21 protein-coding genes are annotated in these 20712 nt (G+C 52.7%); 7 read left to right on the top strand and 14 right to left on the bottom strand.

Features of this window, described 5'->3' with window-relative positions; all coding sequences use genetic code 11:
- Window positions 1-138: 138 nt before the first annotated feature.
- The 3 genes from AC0TN7_RS04605 to AC0TN7_RS04595 form a co-directional block, all read right to left on the bottom strand.
- Window positions 139-450, bottom strand: coding sequence for a hypothetical protein (locus tag AC0TN7_RS04605; protein ID WP_090419783.1), 312 nt, complete (start codon window positions 448-450; stop codon window positions 139-141).
- A 438-nt stretch (window positions 451-888) separates the two neighbouring features.
- Window positions 889-1140: a hypothetical protein gene (locus AC0TN7_RS04600; RefSeq protein WP_473701873.1), complete on the bottom strand. Its 252-nt coding sequence runs from the start codon at window positions 1138-1140 to the stop codon at window positions 889-891.
- Window positions 1141-1387: 247 nt separating this feature from the next.
- Window positions 1388-1807, bottom strand: a complete 420-nt coding sequence (locus AC0TN7_RS04595; protein WP_090419781.1) for an Exc2 family lipoprotein — start codon at window positions 1805-1807, stop codon at window positions 1388-1390.
- Window positions 1808-1994: 187 nt separating this feature from the next.
- Between AC0TN7_RS04595 and AC0TN7_RS04590 the strand changes: the two genes are divergently transcribed.
- Complete coding sequence (locus tag AC0TN7_RS04590) at window positions 1995-3107, top strand: colicin-like pore-forming protein (RefSeq protein WP_473701872.1); 1113 nt, start codon at window positions 1995-1997, stop codon at window positions 3105-3107.
- Window positions 3108-3144: 37 nt separating this feature from the next.
- On the opposite strand, the gene cui is transcribed toward AC0TN7_RS04590, so the two are convergent.
- The 5 genes from cui to yobA all read right to left on the bottom strand — a co-directional run bounded on the left by cui (window position 3145) and on the right by yobA (window position 6579).
- Window positions 3145-3693 (bottom strand): colicin immunity protein Cui, encoded by a 549-nt coding sequence (cui, locus tag AC0TN7_RS04585; RefSeq protein WP_473701871.1) that lies wholly within the window; start codon window positions 3691-3693, stop codon window positions 3145-3147.
- 350 nt (window positions 3694-4043) lie between these two features.
- Complete coding sequence (locus tag AC0TN7_RS04580) at window positions 4044-4169, bottom strand: hypothetical protein (RefSeq protein WP_265589657.1); 126 nt, start codon at window positions 4167-4169, stop codon at window positions 4044-4046.
- An 812-nt stretch (window positions 4170-4981) separates the two neighbouring features.
- Window positions 4982-5320: a YebY family protein gene (locus tag AC0TN7_RS04575; protein ID WP_024909705.1), complete on the bottom strand. Its 339-nt coding sequence runs from the start codon at window positions 5318-5320 to the stop codon at window positions 4982-4984.
- Between the two features lie 16 nt (window positions 5321-5336).
- A complete protein-coding gene (gene copD, locus AC0TN7_RS04570) occupies window positions 5337-6206 on the bottom strand; it encodes a copper homeostasis membrane protein CopD (protein ID WP_473701870.1) in 870 nt (289 codons plus the stop codon).
- Between the two features lies 1 nt (window position 6207).
- Window positions 6208-6579 carry a CopC domain-containing protein YobA gene (yobA, locus tag AC0TN7_RS04565; protein ID WP_024909703.1) on the bottom strand — a complete coding sequence of 124 codons (372 nt, stop codon included), beginning with the start codon at window positions 6577-6579 and terminating at the stop codon, window positions 6208-6210.
- A gap of 137 nt (window positions 6580-6716) precedes the next feature.
- Between yobA and AC0TN7_RS04560 the strand changes: the two genes are divergently transcribed.
- The 3 genes from AC0TN7_RS04560 (at window position 6717) to exoX (ending at window position 8396) form a co-directional block, all read left to right on the top strand.
- Entirely contained in the window at window positions 6717-6947 is a 231-nt protein-coding gene (locus AC0TN7_RS04560; RefSeq protein WP_008500465.1) for a DNA polymerase III subunit theta, read from the top strand.
- A gap of 110 nt (window positions 6948-7057) precedes the next feature.
- Window positions 7058-7708: a carbon-nitrogen hydrolase family protein gene (locus tag AC0TN7_RS04555; RefSeq protein ID WP_248165041.1), complete on the top strand. Its 651-nt coding sequence runs from the start codon at window positions 7058-7060 to the stop codon at window positions 7706-7708.
- A gap of 25 nt (window positions 7709-7733) precedes the next feature.
- Entirely contained in the window at window positions 7734-8396 is a 663-nt protein-coding gene (gene exoX / locus AC0TN7_RS04550; protein WP_010432611.1) for an exodeoxyribonuclease X, read from the top strand.
- Here the strand turns inward: exoX and ptrB are convergent.
- Both ptrB and AC0TN7_RS04540 read right to left on the bottom strand, forming a co-directional pair.
- Window positions 8393-10453, bottom strand: coding sequence for an oligopeptidase B (gene ptrB, locus AC0TN7_RS04545; RefSeq protein ID WP_061714874.1), 2061 nt, complete (start codon window positions 10451-10453; stop codon window positions 8393-8395). The two genes, exoX and ptrB, sit on opposite strands and share 4 nt — an antisense overlap.
- A gap of 85 nt (window positions 10454-10538) precedes the next feature.
- Entirely contained in the window at window positions 10539-11186 is a 648-nt protein-coding gene (locus tag AC0TN7_RS04540) for a tellurite resistance TerB family protein (protein ID WP_024909700.1), read from the bottom strand.
- A gap of 170 nt (window positions 11187-11356) precedes the next feature.
- Here AC0TN7_RS04540 and purT point away from each other — a divergent pair, with 170 nt between their 5' ends.
- On the top strand, window positions 11357-12535 hold the full coding sequence (purT, locus tag AC0TN7_RS04535) for a formate-dependent phosphoribosylglycinamide formyltransferase (RefSeq protein ID WP_473701869.1): 1179 nt from the start codon (window positions 11357-11359) through the stop codon (window positions 12533-12535).
- A gap of 42 nt (window positions 12536-12577) precedes the next feature.
- Here purT and kdgA read toward each other — a convergent pair whose 3' ends face one another.
- The 3 genes from kdgA to zwf all read right to left on the bottom strand — a co-directional run bounded on the left by kdgA (window position 12578) and on the right by zwf (window position 16779).
- On the bottom strand, window positions 12578-13219 hold the full coding sequence (gene kdgA / locus AC0TN7_RS04530) for a bifunctional 4-hydroxy-2-oxoglutarate aldolase/2-dehydro-3-deoxy-phosphogluconate aldolase (RefSeq protein WP_024909698.1): 642 nt from the start codon (window positions 13217-13219) through the stop codon (window positions 12578-12580).
- Window positions 13220-13258: 39 nt separating this feature from the next.
- The gene (gene edd, locus AC0TN7_RS04525; RefSeq protein WP_463727169.1) at window positions 13259-15070 is read right to left on the bottom strand and encodes a phosphogluconate dehydratase; all 1812 of its coding nucleotides are present in this window, start codon (window positions 15068-15070) and stop codon (window positions 13259-13261) included.
- A gap of 233 nt (window positions 15071-15303) precedes the next feature.
- Window positions 15304-16779 carry a glucose-6-phosphate dehydrogenase gene (gene zwf, locus AC0TN7_RS04520; protein ID WP_023312228.1) on the bottom strand — a complete coding sequence of 492 codons (1476 nt, stop codon included), beginning with the start codon at window positions 16777-16779 and terminating at the stop codon, window positions 15304-15306.
- A gap of 356 nt (window positions 16780-17135) precedes the next feature.
- Here zwf and AC0TN7_RS04515 point away from each other — a divergent pair, with 356 nt between their 5' ends.
- The gene (locus AC0TN7_RS04515) at window positions 17136-18005 is read left to right on the top strand and encodes a MurR/RpiR family transcriptional regulator (RefSeq protein ID WP_023312229.1); all 870 of its coding nucleotides are present in this window, start codon (window positions 17136-17138) and stop codon (window positions 18003-18005) included.
- Between the two features lie 140 nt (window positions 18006-18145).
- The gene (gene pyk / locus AC0TN7_RS04510) at window positions 18146-19588 is read left to right on the top strand and encodes a pyruvate kinase (RefSeq protein WP_008500455.1); all 1443 of its coding nucleotides are present in this window, start codon (window positions 18146-18148) and stop codon (window positions 19586-19588) included.
- Window positions 19589-19633: 45 nt separating this feature from the next.
- On the opposite strand, the gene lpxM is transcribed toward pyk, so the two are convergent.
- A complete protein-coding gene (gene lpxM, locus AC0TN7_RS04505; protein WP_024909695.1) occupies window positions 19634-20605 on the bottom strand; it encodes a lauroyl-Kdo(2)-lipid IV(A) myristoyltransferase in 972 nt (323 codons plus the stop codon).
- Window positions 20606-20712: the final 107 nt, after the last annotated feature.

Raw genomic sequence — 20712 nt, 5'->3', positions numbered from 1 at the left:
TTTTCAACCTTATGATTTAACTCGTTGAGTGCCTGAAGGCATAGTGAGATAACACCTGGATATTTCATAGCGTAGCTATGTTTACTGTCATCTCGTTTTCTTGTTAGCGGTATTACAATAAAAACCGCCCGTAGGGGGCTATACTAATGAAACGGGTAATTTATCCTCTGATACGCCCTTGTCTCGTAGTGACTGTCGATACATTGCGATTCTCTCCAGCTCAACTTGAGATGGATAACTATCAGAGAGATATATTGCGAACTCGTATACAGGCGGCGGGTTGAAAGTTATCACTGAATACCCAGCATCTTCCAGCAACTCAACAACAATCCCATATGATGGCCTGATACCCGTAAACCAGTAACAGCCATGTCTCTCCATACCCTGAACCGCCTTCGCTGCATGCTCTCTAAAAATAGCCAAATAAACAGATTCAGTAAATGCTTCCATTACACAGACTCCAGTCATCACTTTACTCTAAAAGAACTACAACAAATGTGTATGTAGGAATGCTAATCTCATAGATCTATTTTATGCTGTTCCTGAAGAAGTCTTATAGATTAAAGACTATGAGTTTAGAGAAACTGCTTCCAGACCAGCTTATTGAAAAGCGCTTTTACACCTTCCATTATCAAAGCTACAAAAATCATATAGCCACCTAATACGGTCAGTATGTTGGACTATGCACCACTGAACACCACCCCAATGTCACCTATCAACAGAAGCCCAATGCCGATCCAAAAAATATGAAAGCTATGAACAGTAATTGAATAAACCAAATCAGTTAACCCAATCTTCAATTGCAACTTTTCCATTCTTCTGCCTCAGCCAATGTGAGTAGATTGCTTATTATACGCAAAAATCAACTTACCTTTCACACCATTAATTTTAATGATCTGAATCACCCGCTATAGCCTCGCCATCCTGAGTTATTAATGCCTTCCCCTGAACTTTTGCGAGGTCCAGCCTACCGCAGAGCGCAATCAGGATGGTGTCACCTATTTCCGGATTTCTGGCAATATTAATTATTGCGTACTCAGATGATGTTTCGATAGTTCGGCAGTTGTCCTCATGACCGCAAAGGTTGGTAATAGTGAGTATCTCTTCAGCGAGGTCTAATGCAGGTGATTGAAAACCCATGATAACCCCCTAACACCTAACTGTATGTTTATAGAGCTCAACTAAAAACTGAAGGTCAAGATTTTAGGTCAAAAAAACCGCACAAGCGGGTAAGCGATTAATAAAAAAGCACTAAACACCATTATCTAATTCAAGAGAAACCATACAAAATCATCTCTAATTAAAGCGTTGATGTTAATGAGCCACAACCAGGTGTGTTCGTGAATGTAATGCAGAAACGGGTACCGAAATTTTCTGTTATTACCACTCACATCCTTCCTTCATAGCCATCAATGTAAGCTTCAGAGATAGCATCGCTCATGGCTTTACGCTGTTTAGCCGACCATGATTTATTGTCGACGTAACGAGTGCCCGCAAAAATAGTTTCACTCTGGATGGAGTTCAGAAATGCCTCGCTACGAAACTTATCTGCACGCTTGTTCGCGTCCTCTAAAGACATGCCTGATAAGCGGTCTTTTGCTCCCAGATCATGAAAAGTTTTAAAGAATGGCACCGCCATCTTAATACTGTCGGCTTTTATAACGCGTACATTCGGGTCAAAGCCGTCATCTGCAGCATATACATACTGGCGTGCATGGCGTTCTGCACTTGTTTGAGGGGTGCATGCGCTGCTCATCAAAGATGATGTTAACAACGCACACACGAATAATCCGTTAGATTTATTCATGAAGATCTCCTTTCCAGTAAACAATATTCCCATCAGTAGCTTATCAGGATTTTCCGCTCTCAGTCATACCCCAAAATCTGTCATTGACACGTTAGAAACAGCGGCGTAGGATTCGAACTACTGTATATATAACAATGTTTTTATATACAGTATTGTCTAACTTTTAACCGTCAAAGAGGAATTAACTATGAGTGGTAATGGTGGCGACAACGCACACAACAATGCGTTCAGTGGTGGCAAAAATCCTGGCATCGGTAACTCTGGTTCTGGCAGCCATTCCGGTACATCAGGAAATGGAGGGAATGGTGGCCGTACACAGAATATTAATGGATTTTCTGTGGATCCAAACAACAGTGCACAGGTGAATGCTGCTAACAGAGGTGATGCGGCTGGAGTATTTTCTGCCGGTGGTGCAATTGCTATCAGTTCCGGAGTAGACAGTCATTCAGGTAAAGGCTCCGGTGGTAATGGTGGTAACTCAGGTTCACAGTCTGGTAGTAATAACTCCCAGAATCAAAATGGAAATAGCACTACGAGTCCTCCATCTACCTGGGATAGGACGGCAAAGTACTATGGCTCCAGTGATAAAGTTTCCCGAAAAGCGCTTAAGAACTTATATGAACAAGCAGTGCGGGATGGAAGTATACCAAAAGCAGCCCGGGGTAATTTGCGCGAAAATGTCCAGAAGATGCTCGATGAAGATAATCAAATTGAAGCATTACAAAAAGCCAGCGAAATTATTGCTGACATGGGGGAAAAAGTTGGTAGTCACCTGGGTCAAAAATATAAAGATGTGTCAAGGGACATCGCAAGTAACGTTAAAAACTTCCAAGGTAAAACAATTCGTAACTACAATGATGCAATGACCTCTCTGAATAAGATTATTGCCAATCCGGGGATGAAAATTAATCAAGGTGATAAAACTGCGATCGTTAACGCATGGAAAAGTCTGAATGCAAGTGACATGGCAAACAAACTCGGCAATCTAAGCAAAGCATTTAAGACTGCAGATCTGGTGATCAAAGTCGAAAAAATCCGAGAGAAAAGTATTGAAGGGTATGAAACAGGAAACTGGGGTCCATTGATGCTAGAGGTAGAGTCCTGGGTTATTAGTGGCATTGCTGTCGGTGTGGCTATGGGAATCTTTGGCGCCCTGGCATCTTTTGTTGCGACAGCCGTCGGGCTTCCTATTACTGCATTAACAATTGCAGGAATTATCGGTATCAGTTATCTGGCTTCATTCATTGACGATAAAATCGTTGATAAAATCAACAATGAAATAATCAGACCAGCTCATTAATCTAAAAGGGGCAGAGATGTTATCTGCCCCTTAGCTTTCAACGGTGCTTTATTTTTAACCTTAAAGTCAAGAAAACTGCATAAGCATAGCTGATGTAATAGCAGGTGAGTATATAACACACATAAAATACGCTTACAAAAAAAACGGTAAGAAGATAATCGTTCCCTGATAAAAGCCTCATAAATCGTCCTGATTCAGTTAACTCCACGTCATACACCAATAAATAATAAACAATTGCAATATAAAACACGGTGAATAGCATAAAAGCCAAAATACCGTTCGTGAAAGAAAAAGTAGTTTTTAAATTCAACTCTCTCCGCGCAATCAAAAAAAACAAAACACCTAACAAAGGAGCGATTTTAACATAAAAACTCATAACACCACTTAATAATGGGTTACTGGCTGAAATCAGCTCAGGAACTTTACCAGATAAAGTATATAAATAATTTAGAGAATCGCTCCCTTGGTTGTTAGCATATAATAAAAAAATCAGAAGCAAAGGTATAACCCCGACAAGAAAAATATAATACATCCTTTTTGCCGCTATATTTGTCATTTCCCTTGATTTAATTTGCTTCATAGACATATCACCTACCCTGTGTTTGGAACTTGTCCCTCTGAGTTTAGTCAGTGGATTGAATAATAGAATAATTATATTGCAGATCTGCTAGCCGATCCATTTTGTCGGTGTTGTTGAATTTTTTTCATACATAAAAGCAAATAATACAATTAGTGGGTTAAGTTTTCTCCACAACCTTATGCCAGTTATCTGCAAGCTCTCTTCGAGCCCCCCTCTCCCCTCCTGGCGGAAAAGAGAATCCAACTCGCCATTTTGAGCAACCGTTAGAGCACCTAATTTCTGCGCCCCCCCAGTTCAACCCACGACTTCGGACCTTCAGTGAAGAGGACATGCCACAATTGGGGCATTTCGGTAGATCAGTCATTCCCCAGCCCCTGCAGACGCTGAAAATTAGCCAGCTTCGCTTTCGTGCGGCCGATTTCGGTCGAGATATGGCGCGATGACGGAATAATCAGATCATCTGGGCGGCTGGCGAAATGCATTTTCTCTCATTTACGGTCTTAAATTACCATCCTGAGATTTACGCCTCTTATGCATTTGCTAACAAGCTCAACAGTGTAAGCAGGGTCCTTCCTCGAGTTCATATGATTGCAAAAAACAGACTCACGCATACATGGGGACAGCATCTGCGTATGCCTCGGTACTTAACTCTATAGATAATGATGTTCTTCAATTACTTGCCACAAACCCTGAAATTTTTGATTTCGAAACAATTGATGATGGAGTAGTTAACATTAACGACTTTCAGACCATGGGGGTTGTAGCATTTGCGAAAGGACGTCTGTTCTCAATTCTCCCAACTGGAAGTGTGAGGATCATGAATCGCCGAGTTAAGGTAAACGCACCTTATAAGCAGTCTTGCCTTGAAACGAGAGATCGCATGGTTGCAAAACTCTGAGATCGTCTGTGCAGAGCATTCCCAGCATTGCATGAGTTTGGTTGTTAATTTAAAAAACGGTGTGGTATAACGGGAATTGCCGGATATTGAAGTTCGGACAATTTTGGGACATTTTCGGACAGAGCGCCGTAAGTGACTGAAATATAAGACAGATAAAAAGAGACCGAATACGATTCCTGTATTCGGTCCAGGGAAATGGCTCTTGGGAGAGAGCCGTGCGCTAAAAGTTGGCATTAATGCAGGCTAAGTCGCCTTGCCTTTTAAGAATAGATGACGACGCCAGGTTTTCCAGTCCACAGCTAAAGCGGTCGGAAAAAAAGCGCCAGAGCATCATAAAATGTGAAAAACCGCAGTGCTTTCGCAAGCATCTGCGGTTTTTTATTGGAAACCTGAACGTTAGCAGAGCTTGTCGGCACGCTCGATAAACGGCGCCAGACTCATCTTTTGTCCCGGATGCGCCGGGTCATCGATCTGAATAATGCTGATCGGCTGGCCGCTACTCTTGCCGCTGGCTACCTGCTGCTCTGCGGTATCATTTAACGGGTATTGCACCAGCGTGCTCGGGTTAATGGCATACAGCGCATGGCCCGGACGGCAGGTCAGCATCACCTCTTCGCGATTGAACGCCCATTTGTCCTTACCGACTTCAAAACGGCTGACGGTGATAACCTGCGGTGCGGCAAGCGCGCTCCCCGTGCAGGCCAGCAATATGAGAGAAAGTACTGTCTTTTTCATATGATATTTAACCTTGTCAGAAGGGTTCCCAGGTAGCGAACAGACTGACCGTTGCCAGTACCAGCGCGCCCAGCACCACTTCTGCCTGTGTCATCCTGATAAAAATCTGTTGTGCTCGCCCGGTCTCCGGACGAAACCGTGGCACCAGAAAATACCGATTTGCCAGCGCAATTACCACCATCAACGCCACCAGCGCACATTTGAACAACAAAAACTGCACGTAGCCAGCCTGCCAGGGTATATGGACGCCCAGTATCATGAGCGTATTGATCGCTCCGCTGAGCAGCACGCCCGCGACGGCATAATGGCCCACGCGCGAGAAGCGCATCATGGTATAGATGGCGGCATTCTGCCAGCGCCCTTTCGCCAGACGCATGCAGAACAACAGGGGCAGCAATCCGCCAAGCCAGGCTGCAGCGCAGATCAGGTGAAAAGCATAGTTAAGCCGCTGCAACGCCCCCATCGGACCGTCGTTCATCGCCGCGTGACCTACCCCAGCCAGCAGGATAAGCTGGCCCATGGCGAGCAGCAGCAGCCGCGAACCTTTCAGCGGCGCGAGCCATGCTGCAGCGACCGTCATCACAGCAAGAATCATTTGCCACAGCCAGACGCCACCAAACTGTGTCCTAAATACGCCGTACCAGACCTGCGGAGCAAACACATCTCCCCAGCCGTTACCCATCAGTCCGCCCTGAAGCATAAACATCAGGAGTGCAGCCGCCAGGCTCACCAAGGCCGCCACTTTCTGCTGCAGCTGGAAACGCCGGGACATCAGCCGCTGGAGGGAAGAAGGCGCAAACCAGACGCTGTAAAGCGCGTTGCCAAAAACCAGCATCAGCGCCCCGAAATGGATAAAGCGCAACCCGATATAACACAGCGCCAGCATGCTATTTCACGCTAAAGTGATAGCTGCCTTTGGTTTTATGACCGTCTACAGAGACGACATGCCAGTCTACCTGGTACGTCCCTGACGTCAGCGTTTGTTCCAGCGGAACGGTGAGTAGCGCCTTGTTCTTTTCGTCTCGCGTAGCGGTACCCGTTTTGATGACCTGCTTTTGCGCGTCCGTCACCACCACACCGCTAAATCCCGGTTCGATGCCTTCTGAAAAATGCAGCGTAAGTGCCTGCGGAGCGCTCACCACGCTGTCCGCTGCCGGGATCTGCTGCTTAAGATGCGCATGCGCCAGCGCGGAGGAGGTCATCATTGTAGAGGTCAGAAAAACCAGTGCGCATACCGCGCGGGAAGCGGAGAAACCCATCGCAATCATTCCTTTTTGTTATGTCTGTATGCTAAAGAATAACGCTGTATAATAAACGAGTCGAGGAACATCCTGCCTCCGCTTGTCATCGTCGTGCAATCGCGGTAACGTTGCCGCCGCATAAAAAGGAGAAGGTAATGAAGATCAATCTGGCCGCCCTTCCACAGGACGAGATGGATAAAGTAAATGTCGATCTCGCTGCCGCTGGCGTCGCGTTTAAAGAGCGTTACAACATGCCTGTTGTGGCTGAAGTCGTTGAACGGGAACAGCCCGCCCATCTGCGCGACTGGTTTCGCGAAAGACTCATCGCCCACCGTCTCGCCTCGGTTAACCTCTCCCGTTTACCGTACGAACCTAAAGTTAAATAAGCTTAACGAGCCGTTACACTTCCTTACGCGGAATCTGGCAGGATAAGAAAACCCTGATAAATTTAGGTGTATTCTTAAATCTCTGCGACTCAGTGTATAAGGAAGTCACGATGTCACATTGGAATATAGCGGCAGCTCAGTATGGTGGGCAGCATCAGAGTGTCGATGACCATATCACGCACCACCTGCGCTTCATCGCCGAAGCAGCACGGCAGCGATGTGATTTGCTGGTCTTCCCTGAACTCTCATTAACGGGCTCAGGCGCACCGACGTTACCTCCCCCACCCGATGACGCGCAGCTGGAACCGCTGCTTGACGCGGCACATTTTTACCGGATTACCGTGATTGCCGGGCTCCCCCTGGAACGGAACGGTCAGCGCCAGAAAGGCCTCGCGCTCTTCACGCCCGCCCGTCACCGCATCCTGCGCTACCCGCAAGGTAGCGGTGCCAGCCTGGTGCCGGGGGAGAAACAGCTCAGCATTATTGATGCGCATGCCGATTCACCCAATCTCGATCCCAGAGCGTCGCTGTTTACCAGCAGTCAGTCCGTAGAGGATCACCGCTGGCGGCAGTCCATCAGTACCCTGCAGCGCTTCGCGCATAAATATGCCATTGCGGTGCTGATGGCGAACGCCTGCGGCGGTAGCGCGCTGTGGGATGAAAAAGGCCAGCTGATCGTCCGCGCAGATCGAGGCGAGCTGCTGTTGACCGGCACGCTCGGCGGAGAGGGTTGGCAAGGCGATATCATTCCTTTAGGCTAGGCGTTTTAAAGCTCAGGAGTGTTCAATGCTGCGCGTCATCGATACCGAAACTTGCGATCTTCAGGGCGGAATAGTGGAAGTGGCTTCTGTCGACGTGGTTGATGGTAAAATCGTCAACCCTATGAGCCATCTGGTGCGTCCCGACCGACCCATCAGCCCTCAGGCGATGGCTATCCATCGCATTACCGAATCGATGGTGGCGGATAAGCCGTGGATCGAAGAGATCATTCCGCACTACTACGGTAGCCCGTGGTACGTCGCGCATAACGCCAGTTTTGACCGCCGGGTGTTACCTGAAATGCCGGGGGAATGGATTTGTACCATGAAGCTGGCGCGTCGCCTCTGGCCGGGAATTAAATACAGCAACATGGCGCTGTACAAGTCCCGCAAGCTCAGCGTCCGTACGCCTGAGGGGCTTCACCATCACCGGGCCCTGTATGACTGCTATATCACCGCCGCGTTACTGATAGATATTATGAATATCTCTGGCTGGACGCCGGATGATATGGCGACCATTACCGGCCGTCCTGCACTTCTGACTACATTTACCTTTGGGAAATATCGCGGGAAGCCGGTGTCCGAGGTAGCGGATAAAGACCCGGGCTATTTGCGCTGGCTCTATAACAACCTCGACAGAATGAGCCCGGAACTGCGCTTAACGCTGAAACATTATCTGGGCGACGCTTAACGCTCCGCACGGCCTGGCAGCGTGTCCTGCGCCAGGCCTATTAAAAAGGCATATTCCAGGGCAACTCCTTCGTAGGATTTAAATCGTCCCGATTTCCCGCCGTGACCGGAGTCCATATCGGTACACAGCAGCAGCAGGTTGTCATCGGTTTTCAGCTCCCGCAGTTTTGCCACCCATTTTGCCGGCTCCCAGTACTGCACCTGAGAATCATGCAAACCGGTGGTAACCAGCATATGCGGGTAGGCTTTCGCCTCCACGTTATCATACGGGCTGTACGCTTTCATATAGCGGTAGTACATCTCATCCTGCGGATTCCCCCACTCTTCAAACTCCCCTGTCGTAAGCGGGATGGATTCATCGAGCATGGTCGTCACCACATCGACAAACGGAACCTGCGCGACAATCCCCTTAAAGCGGTCGGGACGCTGGTTGATCGCCGCCCCCATCAGCATGCCGCCCGCGCTGCCGCCCATCCCAAAGCAAAGCTGCGGATCCCCGTAGCCCTGCTCAATCAGCGCATCGCAGACGTCGAGGTAGTCATTGAAGGTATTTTTCTTTTTCAGGAATTTCCCGTCTTCATACCAGTGCTGCCCCAGTTCACCGCCACCGCGAATATGGGCGATGGCAAAAACAAAGCCGCGATCGAGCAGGCTTAACCGGCTGCTGCTGAAATCGGCGTCCATGCTTGAGCCATACGAGCCGTAACCGTACACCAGGATCGGGTTTTTGCCTTTCTGGAAGTGGGCTTTGTGATAGACGAGCGAGACGGGGACCTCGACGCCATCCCGGGCGGTGACCCACAGGTGCTCGCTGCGGTAGTTTTCAGACTCAAACCCTTTGACCTCGGTCTGTTTAATCACCTGACGCTGCCCGGTATCCATATCCAGCTCAAACAGGGTGTCCGGCGTGGTCATCGATGAGTAGCCGTAGCGCAGCCGCGAGGATTCAGGTTCAGGGTTGAAACCAATCCACGTCACATAGGCCGGGTCGTCGAACGCGATCCCCACCACTTCCCGCGTTTTACGGTTGATTTGCCGGATACTGGTCAGCCCTCGCTGACGCTCTTCCACCACCAGCCAGTCGGTAAACAGGGTGAACCCTTCAAGCATCACCTGATCCCGCGCGGGGATAAGCACCTCCCATTTGCGCTCATCGCGCACTTTGGTTTTATAGAGACCAAAGTTTTTACCCTCGCGATTAGAGCGCAAATAAAAGCTGTGCTGAAAGTGATCCAGGCTGTACTCGTGATCCTTGCGGCGCGGCAGGAAACAGAGCGGCTGGGCGTCGGGCAGTTCGGCATCCAGCAGCAGAACTTCCGAGGTCGTCGCGCTGGCCAGGAAGATAATCACATAGTGGCGCGAGGAGGTTTTATGCAGGCTGACATAGAACGTTTCGTCTTTCTCTTCATAGACCAGCTCGTCGTCAGCGGAGTCCGTTCCCACGGTGTGTCGCCACACCTGATAAGGCAGCAGCGTCGAGGCGTGCTTTTTGACGTAGTAAACCGTCTCCGAATCATTCGCCCAGACAAAATCCGGGGAGACGTTTTCCAGCATTTCCGGATACCAGTTGCCGGTGTCCAGATTGCGAAAACGCAGGCCGTACTGGCGACGGGAGAGATAATCCTCCGCCAGCGCCATCACCGCGTTATCCGGCGAAATGGACATGCCGCCCAGGGTATAAAATTCGCTGTGGGCGGCGCGCTGGTTGGCATCCAGCAAAATATCCCACTCATCCCATTCGGCGCTTAATACCGACTGACGCTGGTAGATGGGATACTCATTGCCGGGCTCGTAAATATGGCGATAGCGATAGCCGTTTTTGGTCCAGGGCGCAGAGATATCGCGCTGAGGAATACGCTGCACCATCTCATTCAGCAGCTGGTCCTGAAGCGTCTGCTGGCTGGACATGACCTTGCGGCCATAGTCGTTTTCCTCGTGCAGGTAGTCGAGTACCTCTGGCCGGGAGCGCGAATCGTCCCGCAGCCAGTAATAGTTGTCTATGCGCGTATCGCCATGCGTGGTGATCGCATAAGGAGTACGTCGGGCTTTCGGTGGCATGTCATCATTCTTTTAAGTTTTACACCCTATAAGGTTGGCAAAACCCACGCATGATGCAAGCGAAACAGCGTCGCGACGGCGGAGGCTATCCCTGTAACGCCTGTTTTTGTTCGCGGATATCCCGCTCAATGCCCTCGCGCACGTCCTGAGGGATCTTTAACGCATCGCCCAGGGCGTTAAGGTAGCTCCGCTCCATAAAGTGATCGATATCGATGGCGGCACAGCTGAGGAAATAGAGCTCCAGCGCCTCTTCCTCATTTTTCACACTTTGCGCAAGACGCTGCGGCTCAAGCGGCTGTTCGATAGCCTGCGCCACCAGCGCTCTGCCCTTCTCTTCAACGCCGGCTTCACGCAGCTGCTGCTCGATCGCCGATCGTTCTTTGTCGTCAATATGCCCGTCACTTTTCGCGGCAAAAACCAGCGCAAGAATGAGCCGTTCGGTACGCAGATCCAGCGGCGAGGTGTGCTCGCCATAATGCGGTTCATCGCTGTGCGCGGTCCGTACCCGGTCCTTGTACTTATTCCACAGCACGGTGCCCGCGATGGCGCCGCCGCCGGCCAGCAGCGCGCCGGTGCCATATTTTGCCAGCAGCTTGCGTGAGGATTTATTCGCGACCAGCAGGCCTGCCAGCCCGCCGAGCGCTCCGGGTACCAGCAGTTTGCTGAGGTCCCGTTCGCCAGATGATGTTTTCTGCCCTAACAGGGATTGCAATTGATTTAACCAGCCAGACATGATTTCCCTCACTTAACGGTGAACATGTTCCACAGCGTAAGCGAGCGGGCGTCAGGAAATGTCTGGTCGGGCTAAAGAAGCGCAAATTTCTGCCCTCGCGTTTATCCCTGCGCAAGACAGACGCAAACGTTTTCGTTTATACTGCGCGCAACTTTTTTAGGGGGATTGTTATGATTCGTTTAGGAACTGCGCTGCGACCTGCGGCGACGCGAGTGATGCTGTTGGGATCGGGCGAGCTGGGAAAAGAGGTCGCCATTGAGTGCCAACGTTTAGGTGTGGAAGTCATCGCCGTAGACCGTTACGCCGACGCACCCGCCATGCACGTCGCCCATCGTTCTTATGTGATTAACATGCTGGATGGCGATGCCCTTCGCGAACTGATTACGCGCGAGAAGCCCGATTTCGTTGTACCGGAAATTGAAGCGATTGCCACCGATACGCTGATCGCCCTCGAGCAGGAAGGCCAGCGCGTGGTGCCCTGCGCAAAAGCCGCAAAGCTGACCATGAACCGCGAAGGTATTCGTCGCCTGGCGGCAGAAGAGCTGGGATTGCCCACCTCGAGCTACCGTTTTGCTGGCGATAAGGCTTCATTCCTGAAGGCCGTCGAGGAGATTGGCTATCCGTGCATCGTTAAGCCGGTGATGAGCTCCTCCGGAAAAGGACAGAGCTTTATTCGCGACAGCGGCACTCTGGATAACGCGTGGGATTATGCCCAGCAGGGCGGCCGTGCCGGCGCCGGTCGCGTCATCGTTGAAGGCGTCGTGAAGTTTGATTTCGAGATCACCCTGCTGACCGTCAGCGCCGTTGACGGCGTCCATTTCTGCGACCCGATTGGCCACCGTCAGGAGGATGGCGATTACCGCGAATCCTGGCAGCCGCAGCAGATGAGCGCCCTGGCGCTGGAGCGGGCTCAGGAGATCGCCCGTAAAACCGTCCTGGCGCTGGGCGGCTATGGCCTGTTCGGCGTCGAGCTGTTTGTGTGCGGTGATGAGGTGATTTTCAGCGAAGTCTCCCCTCGCCCGCATGACACCGGCATGGTGACACTGATTTCGCAGGATCTCTCCGAGTTCGCCCTGCACGTGCGCGCGTTCCTCGGCCTGTCCGTCGGCGGTGTCCGTCAGTATGGCCCGGCCGCCTCGGCGGTGATCCTGCCGCAGTTAACCAGCCAGAACGTCACGTTTGATAACGTCGACGGGGCGGTGGGTGCAGGATTGCAGGTACGTTTGTTCGGCAAGCCGGAGATCGACGGAACCCGTCGTCTTGGCGTGGCATTAGCCACCGGGGATAACGTTGACGACGCCGTGGCGAGAGCGAAAGCAGCCGCAGCAAGCGTTAAGGTAATGGGATAAAAAAAACGGGCCGAAAGGCCCGTTTTTCATGCGGCGAATGGCTTACTGCTTCGCACCTTCCACCGCTTCGCGAGCCAGTTTTGTGATGCGATCCCAGTCGCCCGCTTCCAGCGCATCCGCCGGAACCAGCCATGAGCCACCGATGCACAGCACGCTTTTCAGCGCCAGGTAGTCACGGTAGTTGGCAGGAGAGATACCCCCCGTCGGGCAGAAGCGTACCTGAGAGAAGGGACCCGCAATCGCCTGCAGCGCTTTAGTGCCGCCGTTCGCTTCAGCCGGGAAGAATTTGAACTCTTTCAGACCGTAGTCCATGCCCAGCATCAGTTCAGAGACGGTGCTGATGCCCGGGATCAGCGGAATGGTGCCTTCGGTCGCGGCTTTCAGCAGCGACTCGGTCAGGCCCGGGCTGATGGCAAACTGCGCGCCCGCTTCGGTCACTTCAGCCAGCTGTTTTACGTTCGTCACGGTACCCGCACCGATGATGGCGTCCGGCACTTCTTTAGCAATCGCGCGAATGGCATCCATCGCGCAGGCGGTACGCAGGGTAACTTCCAGAACGCGAACGCCGCCCGCAACCAGCGCTTTCGCCATAGGTACAGCGTGCTCCAGCTTGTTTACCACGATAACCGGCACGACAGGGCCAGTGGTCAGGATTGCTTCTGCACTTGTTTTCCAGTTTTTCATCAGAGTCTTCTCTCGCCAGATCGTTAAAATCAAGTCGTCTTAAAACGTAATACAGGTTGCGCCCTGCTCCGCACCGGAGAGCTTCTCACGCAGCGCGCTGAACATTTCGCGTCCGGTCCCCATGCGCGATGCGCTCAGGTCAGGAATATGGGGTTGACGTGCCGCCAGCTCGGCGTCATCCACCAGCAGGGTTAACTCGCCTGTCTGACCGTTAACGCGGATCATGTCACCGTCACGCACTTTCGCCAGCAACCCGCCGTCGTAGGCTTCAGGCGTCACGTGGATGGCTGAAGGCACTTTACCGGATGCCCCGGAGAGGCGTCCATCGGTTACTAACGCAATTTTGAAACGGCGGTCCAATAATACACCAAGTGGTGGCATAAGTTTATGTAATTCTGGCATCCCGTTAGCTTTAGGCCCCTGATGACGCACCACCACCACGCAGTCTTTGTCGAGCAGACCGGCGTCAAAGGCGGGTAATACGTCGTGCTGGCTTTCAAACACCACCGCCGGCGCTTCGATAATCTGGTTCTCTTCCGGTACGGCAGAGGTCTTCATTACCGCGCGACCGAGGTTGCCGCTCAGCACTTTGGTGCCGCCGTGAGGAGAGAACGGTTTGTCGATGGTGGCGATCACCTGCGCATCAAGAGACGCGCTCGCCCCTTCGCGCCAGTCCAGCTCGCCGTTGTTCAACCACGGCTCCTGGGTATAGCGCTGAAGGCCAAAGCCTGCCACGGTATTTACGTCTTCATGCAGCAGTCCGCCTTTCAGCAGCTCGCGCATCAGCAGCGGTACGCCGCCCGCGGCCTGGAAGTGGTTAATGTCCGCCGGACCGTTCGGGTACAGGCGTGCCATCAGCGGCACCACGGAAGAGATCTCGGAGAAGTCATCCCAGTTAATCAGAATGCCCGCCGCACGCGCCATGGCCACCAGGTGCATGGTGTGGTTGGTTGACCCCCCGGTTGCCAGCAGCGCGACAATCCCGTTGACGATGACTTTTTCGTCAACCATTTTGCCCATCGGCATCCATTCGTTGCCGTTGCCGGTCAGACGCGTAACCTGACGGGCCGCGGCCTCGGTCAGCGCCTTGCGCAGCGGCGCGTCCGGCTGGATAAAGGACGAGCCCGGAAGCTGCATCCCCATAAATTCCACCACCATCTGGTTAGTGTTAGCCGTACCGTAGAACGTACAGGTCCCCGGCGCATGATAGGACGCGGCTTCCGCCTCCAGCAGCGCCTGACGGTCTGCTTTCCCTTCCGCGTACAGCTGGCGGATACGGACTTTTTCTTTGTTCGGCAGGCCGCTTGCCATTGGGCCCGACGGCACGAAGATCGCAGGCAGATGACCAAACGACAGCGCGGCCATCACCAGGCCCGGAACAATCTTGTCGCACACGCCGAGATACAGCGCGCCATCAAACATGTTGTGCGACAGGCCAACCGCCGCGGACATAGCAATCACTTCGCGGCTCAGCAGGGAGAGCTCCATACCGTCCTGGCCCTGCGTCACGCCGTCGCACATGGCGGGTACCCCACCCGCCACCTGGCCGACCGCATTCACGCTGTGCAGCGCTTTACGGATGATATCCGGGTAAACCTCATAGGGCTGGTGCGCGGAGAGCATATCGTTATAGGAGGTAATGATGGCGATATTGTTACGCAACATGCTTTTCAGCGACGCTTTATCATCAGGCTGGCAGGCGGCGAAACCGTGCGCCAGGTTACCGCAGGCCAGCTGAGATCGGTGGACGGTGTTGCTCTTTGCCTGTTCAATCCGGGCGAGGTAGGCCGAGCGGGTCTCTTTCGAGCGCTCAATAATGCGCTGTGTTACGCGTAACAATGTCGGATTCATAAAAGCTCCTCTAATTTATCTGTCCGGGCTCGGGAGTTTACAAAGTCGCTGGCAGTTGTTAACAACGCTGAAACGCTTGCTGTCCGGAGCTCAGGGGCAAAATCACTTCCGGCAGTGTAATAAAAAAAGCTCCGCGGGTGAATCCACGCGGAGCTTAAAAGTTGAAAATTGTGCCACTAGCTGAGTTAGATCATGTTACCGGTAAAATAACACTTTCGGGCTAGCGGATTATCTTACTCAAACTCGTTCCAGGAGCGGCCATCGCGGGTGATCATCGCCACCGACGCGACCGGTCCCCAGGTGCCCGCCTGATACGGTTTTGGCGCATCCTGGTCGGCAGCCCAGGCTTCGGTGATGGAGTCGACCCATTTCCACGCCTCTTCCACTTCATCGCGGCGCACGAACAGCGCCTGGATACCGCGCATGGTTTCCAGCAGCAGACGCTCGTAAGCATCGGCCAGGTGCGTCTGGTTAAAGGTTTCAGAGTAGCTCAGATCCAGCTTGGTGGTCTGCAGGTTGTGTTTATGATCCAGGCCCGGCACTTTGTTCAGGATCTGGATATCCACGCCCTCGTCCGGCTGCAGACGAATGGTCAGTTTGTTCTGCGGCAGCTCCTGCCAGGACTCTTTGAACAGGTTCAGTTCCGGGTTTTTGAAGTAAACAACCACTTCGGAACATTTGGCCGGCAGACGTTTACCGGTGCGCAGGTAGAACGGAACACCCGCCCAACGCCAGTCGTCGATATCCACGCGGATCGCCACGAACGTCTCGGTATTGCTGGACTTGTTCGCGCCCTCTTCTTCCAGATAGCCAGGCACTTTTTTGCCTTGCGCAAACCCGGCGGTGTACTGACCACGAACGGTCTTCTCACGCACGTTGGAGCGGTCGATGCGGCGCAGTGACTTCAGCACTTTCACTTTGGCGTCACGGATGCTGTCCGCCGTCAGGTCAGACGGTGGAGACATGGCAATCATGCACAGGATCTGCAGCAGGTGGTTCTGGATCATGTCGCGCATCTGACCGGCCTGGTCAAAGTAACCCCAGCGACCTTCAATCCCCACCTCTTCCGCCACGGTGATTTCCACGTGGTCGATAGTGCGGTTGTCCCAGTTATTTACAAACAGGGAGTTAGCAAAACGCAGCGCCAGCAGGTTCAGTACCGTCTCTTTACCGAGATAGTGGTCGATACGGTAGACCTGGCACTCTTCAAAGAACTCGCCCACCTGGTCGTTGATTTCACGCGAGGTTGCCAGCGAGGTACCCAGCGGCTTCTCCATCACGACGCGCGCCGGTTTGGCGTTCAGTTTGGCTTCGCCCAGGCCTTTGCAGATGGCGCCAAAGGTGCTTGGCGGCATGGCGAAATAGTTAATGGTGACACGGTTTTTCTGATCCAGCATCGCGCCTAAGCGGGTAAACGCGCTGACGTCATTAACGTCCAGGTTGCAGAAATCGAGACGTCCACTCAGGGTATCCCACAAACTTTCATCAATTTTTTCCTTCATGAAAGTTTCGAGCGCCTCGCGGACGACTTTGGTATAAGCGTCCTTGTCCCAGTCGGCGCGCCCTACACCCAGGATACGGGTATCCGGATGAATTTGACCCGCTTTCTCCAGTTGATACAGGGAAGGCAGCAATTTTCGGCGTGCAAGGTCGCCTTTCGCGCCGAAAATGACCAGGTCACATGCCTGGGCTGTTTGCGTTACCGCCATGTCATTCTCCTCAGTTGGATCACCTGGTACTTCTGCCAGGTATCGTTGTAATTTTATTACAATGCACTGTACTGCTTTTACGTCATTCCCGAAACCATTAGCGCTTATCGTCGCGTGCGATACCACGATTTTTCACCCTTTGGATGATTACGACGGCTTAATGACGCAACAACCGTCGTTTCTTTGCGCAACAGGGTCATAGCAAAACCCGACACCGATCAAGTAATGAAAAAAAACAACAACATTATCTTGTCGATTGTTACCCTTAATGGAAGCCACAAGGGTAATATCGGCTAAATCGAATCACGATTTCATCAATTTATGAAATCGTTTACACCCATGAGCATCCTGTTAACATGAACATGCTGGAAAAAATCCAGTTTCAACTGGAACACCTTAGCAAATCCGAGCGAAAAGTGGCCGAGGTCATTCTCGCCTCTCCCGCTCAGGCGATTCATTCAAGCATCGCCGCTCTGGCACAGGAAGCGGGTGTTAGCGAACCCACAGTCAATCGCTTTTGCCGCAGCCTGGAAACGCGCGGCTTTCCTGATTTTAAACTGCATCTGGCACAAAGTCTGGCTAACGGCACCCCTTATGTTAATCGTAATGTGGATGAAGACGACAGCGTTGATGCCTATACCGCGAAAATTTTTGAGTCGGCCATGGCTTCGCTCGACCACGTCCGTCAGTCATTGGACATGAGCTCCGTGAATCGCGCGGTGGATTTACTCACCCAGGCGAAGAGGATTGCGTTCTTCGGTCTCGGCTCGTCGGCGGCCGTGGCGCATGACGCGATGAACAAATTTTTCCGCTTTAACGTTCCGGTTATTTATTCCGATGACATTGTGCTGCAACGCATGAGCTGTATGAATTGCAGTGAAGATGACGTCGTGGTACTGATTTCGCATACCGGCCGCACCAAAAGTCAGGTAGAGCTGGCGCAGCTGGCCCGTGAAAACGATGCCATGGTGATTGCCCTCACTACAGCCGGCACGCCGCTGGCGCGTGAGGCAACGCTGGCAATCACCCTCGACGTGCCGGAAGACACAGACATTTATATGCCGATGGTCTCCCGACTGGCGCAGCTCACCGTGATTGACGTGCTGGCGACCGGTTTTACCTTACGTCGGGGCGCAAAATTCCGGGATAACTTGAAGCGGGTCAAGGAAGCGCTGAAGGAATCGCGTTTTGATAAAGAATTGCTTATAAAGAGCGATGTTCCCTGATAGTTGATAACGAAGACGTAACCAATAATTACGATGTAACGATTTACGGCATTCGGTCCACTCTCCGCTGCCTTGCAGCAGATGAAGACCGATTCAATGTTCACGCAACACCAAAGTTGTTTCAGTCAACGGAGTATTACATGTCCAGAAGGCTTCGCAGAACCAAGATCGTAACCACCTTAGGCCCGGCCACCGATCGCGATAATAATCTTGAGAAAATTATCGCCGCTGGTGCCAACGTGGTGCGTATGAACTTCTCTCACGGTACGCCAGAAGACCATAAATTACGTGCCGACAAAGTGCGTGAAATCGCAGCAAAACTGGGCCGCCACGTGGCTATCCTCGGTGATTTGCAGGGTCCCAAAATCCGTGTCTCAACCTTTAAAGAAGGTAAAGTTTTCCTCAATATCGGCGACAAATTCCTGCTGGATGCCAACCTGGGCAAAGGCGAAGGCGATAAAGAAAAAGTCGGTATCGACTATAAAGGCCTGCCGGCTGACGTGGTACCTGGCGATATCCTCCTGCTCGATGACGGTCGCGTACAGCTGAAAGTGCTGGAAGTTCAGGGCATGAAAGTGTTCACCGAAGTCACCGTCGGCGGCCCGCTCTCCAACAATAAAGGCATCAACAAGCTGGGTGGCGGCCTCTCTGCTGAAGCGCTTACCGATAAAGACAAAGCGGACATCGTGACTGCGGCGCTGATCGGCGTTGACTACCTGGCCGTCTCCTTCCCGCGCTGCGGCGAAGATCTGAACTATGCGCGTCGCCTGGCACGCGATGCAGGCTGCGATGCCAAAATCGTCGCCAAAGTTGAGCGTGCGGAAGCCGTTTGCGATCAGGATGCCATGGACGATGTGATCCTCGCGTCTGACGTGGTGATGGTTGCGCGCGGCGACCTGGGCGTGGAAATCGGCGACCCTGAGCTGGTCGGTATCCAGAAAGCGCTGATTCGTCGCGCACGTCAGCTGAACCGCGCGGTGATCACCGCCACTCAGATGATGGAATCGATGATCACCAACCCAATGCCAACCCGTGCAGAAGTCATGGACGTGGCGAACGCCGTGCTGGACGGAACCGATGCGGTGATGCTCTCTGCGGAAACCGCTGCGGGCCAGTATCCGGCAGAAACCGTGGCCGCTATGGCGCGCGTCTGCCTGGGCGCTGAAAAGATCCCAAGCATCAACGTCTCTAAACACCGTCTGGACGTACAGTTCGACAATGTGGAAGAAGCGATTGCGATGTCGGCAATGTATGCGGCAAACCATCTGAAGGGCGTTACCGCGATCATCACCATGACCGAATCTGGCCGCACCGCGCTGATGACCTCGCGTATCAGCTCGGGTCTGCCGATCTTCGCCATGTCCCGTCATGAGCGTACCCTGAACCTGACGGCGCTGTACCGCGGCGTGACGCCGGTCCACTTCGACAGCACCAATGACGGCGTGGCCGCCGCGCACGATGCCGTAAACCTGCTGCGCGACAAAGGCTATCTGGTGTCCGGTGATATCGTCATTGTCACCCAGGGCGATGTAATGAGCACCATCGGCTCAACCAACACCACCCGCGTTATGACCGTCGAGTAAAAACGTCTCTGTTAAAAAGCCCTCTCCAGATGGAGAGGGCTTTTTTTATTTCGTTGGATACAGCTCTTTGCGTTTATACGGCTCTGTTTCGCCCGGTTTGCGCGTTTTAAGCAGCTTCAGAATCCACGTGTACTGTTCGGCATGCGGCCCCACCAGTATCTCTACCTCTTCGTTCATTCGACGCGCGATGGTGTGGTCGTCTGCGGTCAGCAGATCGTCCATCGGAGGACGGACCTCAATACTCAGACGATGCGTTTTGCCGTCATAGACCGGGAATAGCGGGATCACGCGGGCACGACAGACTTTCATCAGGCGACCAATCGCGGGGAGCGTCGCTTTATAGGTCGCAAAGAAATCAACAAACTCGCTGTGCTCGGGGCCGTGATCCTGATCCGGCAGATAGTAGCCCCAGTACCCCTGACGTACCGACTGAATGAAGGGCTTAATGCCATCGTTACGGGCATGCAGGCGTCCACCAAAACGACGACGCACCGTATTCCAGACAAAATCGAAAATCTTATTGCCCTGATTGTGGAACATTGCCGCCATCTTCTGGCCCTGAGAGGCCATCAGCATCGCCGGAATATCAACGCCCCAGCCGTGGGGGACGAGGAAAATGACTTTCTCGTCATTGCGGCGCATCTCCTCGATGATCTCCAGCCCTTTCCAGTCAATGCGATCGACGATTTTATCCGGCCCTTTCAGCGCCAGCTCCGCCATCATCGCCATGGCCTGCGGCGCGGTAGTATACATCTCATCAATGATTGCCTCGCGCTCGGCGTCGCTTTTCTCAGGAAAACAGTAGTAGAGGTTGATCTGCGCGCGGCGGCGGGCGCTCTTGCCTAAACGCCCCGCCAGACGACCAATTTTACCCAGAACGGGATCGCGAACAGAGGCAGGCAGCATCGCCATCCCCGCAAAGGCGTAAACACCAAGCCAGGCGCCCCAGTTGCGCGGATGGCGGAAGGATTTTTCAAACTCAGGAATGTATTCAATATTGTTTTTTTGGGTTTCCATGCTGGATCCAGGGTCTGATGACGCAAAATTTTATTCAGATAGTGTAGCGAGGCAGTCGTCCACGCACAAAAGAAAAAGCCGGCGTCAGTGTGCGCCGGCTTTTTTAA

It is taken from the genome of Enterobacter sp. PL_is511, assembly GCF_055816065.1.
The sequence above is the reverse complement of the archived record's forward strand: the minus strand, read 5'-3'. Positions and strand labels throughout refer to the sequence as shown.

Bases quoted from the DNA above. Each gene is read 5' to 3' on its own strand.
- AC0TN7_RS04605 (WP_090419783.1), bottom strand. From the start codon at position 450: ATGGAAGCATTTACTGAATCTGTTTATTTGGCTATTTTTAGAGAGCAT.
- AC0TN7_RS04600 (WP_473701873.1), bottom strand. From the start codon at position 1,140: ATGGGTTTTCAATCACCTGCATTAGACCTCGCTGAAGAGATACTCACT.
- AC0TN7_RS04595 (WP_090419781.1), bottom strand. From the start codon at position 1,807: ATGAATAAATCTAACGGATTATTCGTGTGTGCGTTGTTAACATCATCT.
- AC0TN7_RS04590 (WP_473701872.1), top strand. From the start codon at position 1,995: ATGAGTGGTAATGGTGGCGACAACGCACACAACAATGCGTTCAGTGGT.
- cui (WP_473701871.1), bottom strand. From the start codon at position 3,693: ATGTCTATGAAGCAAATTAAATCAAGGGAAATGACAAATATAGCGGCA.
- AC0TN7_RS04580 (WP_265589657.1), bottom strand. From the start codon at position 4,169: ATGCATTTCGCCAGCCGCCCAGATGATCTGATTATTCCGTCATCGCGC.
- AC0TN7_RS04575 (WP_024909705.1), bottom strand. From the start codon at position 5,320: ATGAAAAAGACAGTACTTTCTCTCATATTGCTGGCCTGCACGGGGAGC.
- copD (WP_473701870.1), bottom strand. From the start codon at position 6,206: ATGCTGGCGCTGTGTTATATCGGGTTGCGCTTTATCCATTTCGGGGCG.
- yobA (WP_024909703.1), bottom strand. From the start codon at position 6,579: ATGGGTTTCTCCGCTTCCCGCGCGGTATGCGCACTGGTTTTTCTGACC.
- AC0TN7_RS04560 (WP_008500465.1), top strand. From the start codon at position 6,717: ATGAAGATCAATCTGGCCGCCCTTCCACAGGACGAGATGGATAAAGTA.
- AC0TN7_RS04555 (WP_248165041.1), top strand. From the start codon at position 7,058: ATGTCACATTGGAATATAGCGGCAGCTCAGTATGGTGGGCAGCATCAG.
- exoX (WP_010432611.1), top strand. From the start codon at position 7,734: ATGCTGCGCGTCATCGATACCGAAACTTGCGATCTTCAGGGCGGAATA.
- ptrB (WP_061714874.1), bottom strand. From the start codon at position 10,453: ATGCCACCGAAAGCCCGACGTACTCCTTATGCGATCACCACGCATGGC.
- AC0TN7_RS04540 (WP_024909700.1), bottom strand. From the start codon at position 11,186: ATGTCTGGCTGGTTAAATCAATTGCAATCCCTGTTAGGGCAGAAAACA.
- purT (WP_473701869.1), top strand. From the start codon at position 11,357: ATGATTCGTTTAGGAACTGCGCTGCGACCTGCGGCGACGCGAGTGATG.
- kdgA (WP_024909698.1), bottom strand. From the start codon at position 13,219: ATGAAAAACTGGAAAACAAGTGCAGAAGCAATCCTGACCACTGGCCCT.
- edd (WP_463727169.1), bottom strand. From the start codon at position 15,070: ATGAATCCGACATTGTTACGCGTAACACAGCGCATTATTGAGCGCTCG.
- zwf (WP_023312228.1), bottom strand. From the start codon at position 16,779: ATGGCGGTAACGCAAACAGCCCAGGCATGTGACCTGGTCATTTTCGGC.
- AC0TN7_RS04515 (WP_023312229.1), top strand. From the start codon at position 17,136: ATGAACATGCTGGAAAAAATCCAGTTTCAACTGGAACACCTTAGCAAA.
- pyk (WP_008500455.1), top strand. From the start codon at position 18,146: ATGTCCAGAAGGCTTCGCAGAACCAAGATCGTAACCACCTTAGGCCCG.
- lpxM (WP_024909695.1), bottom strand. From the start codon at position 20,605: ATGGAAACCCAAAAAAACAATATTGAATACATTCCTGAGTTTGAAAAA.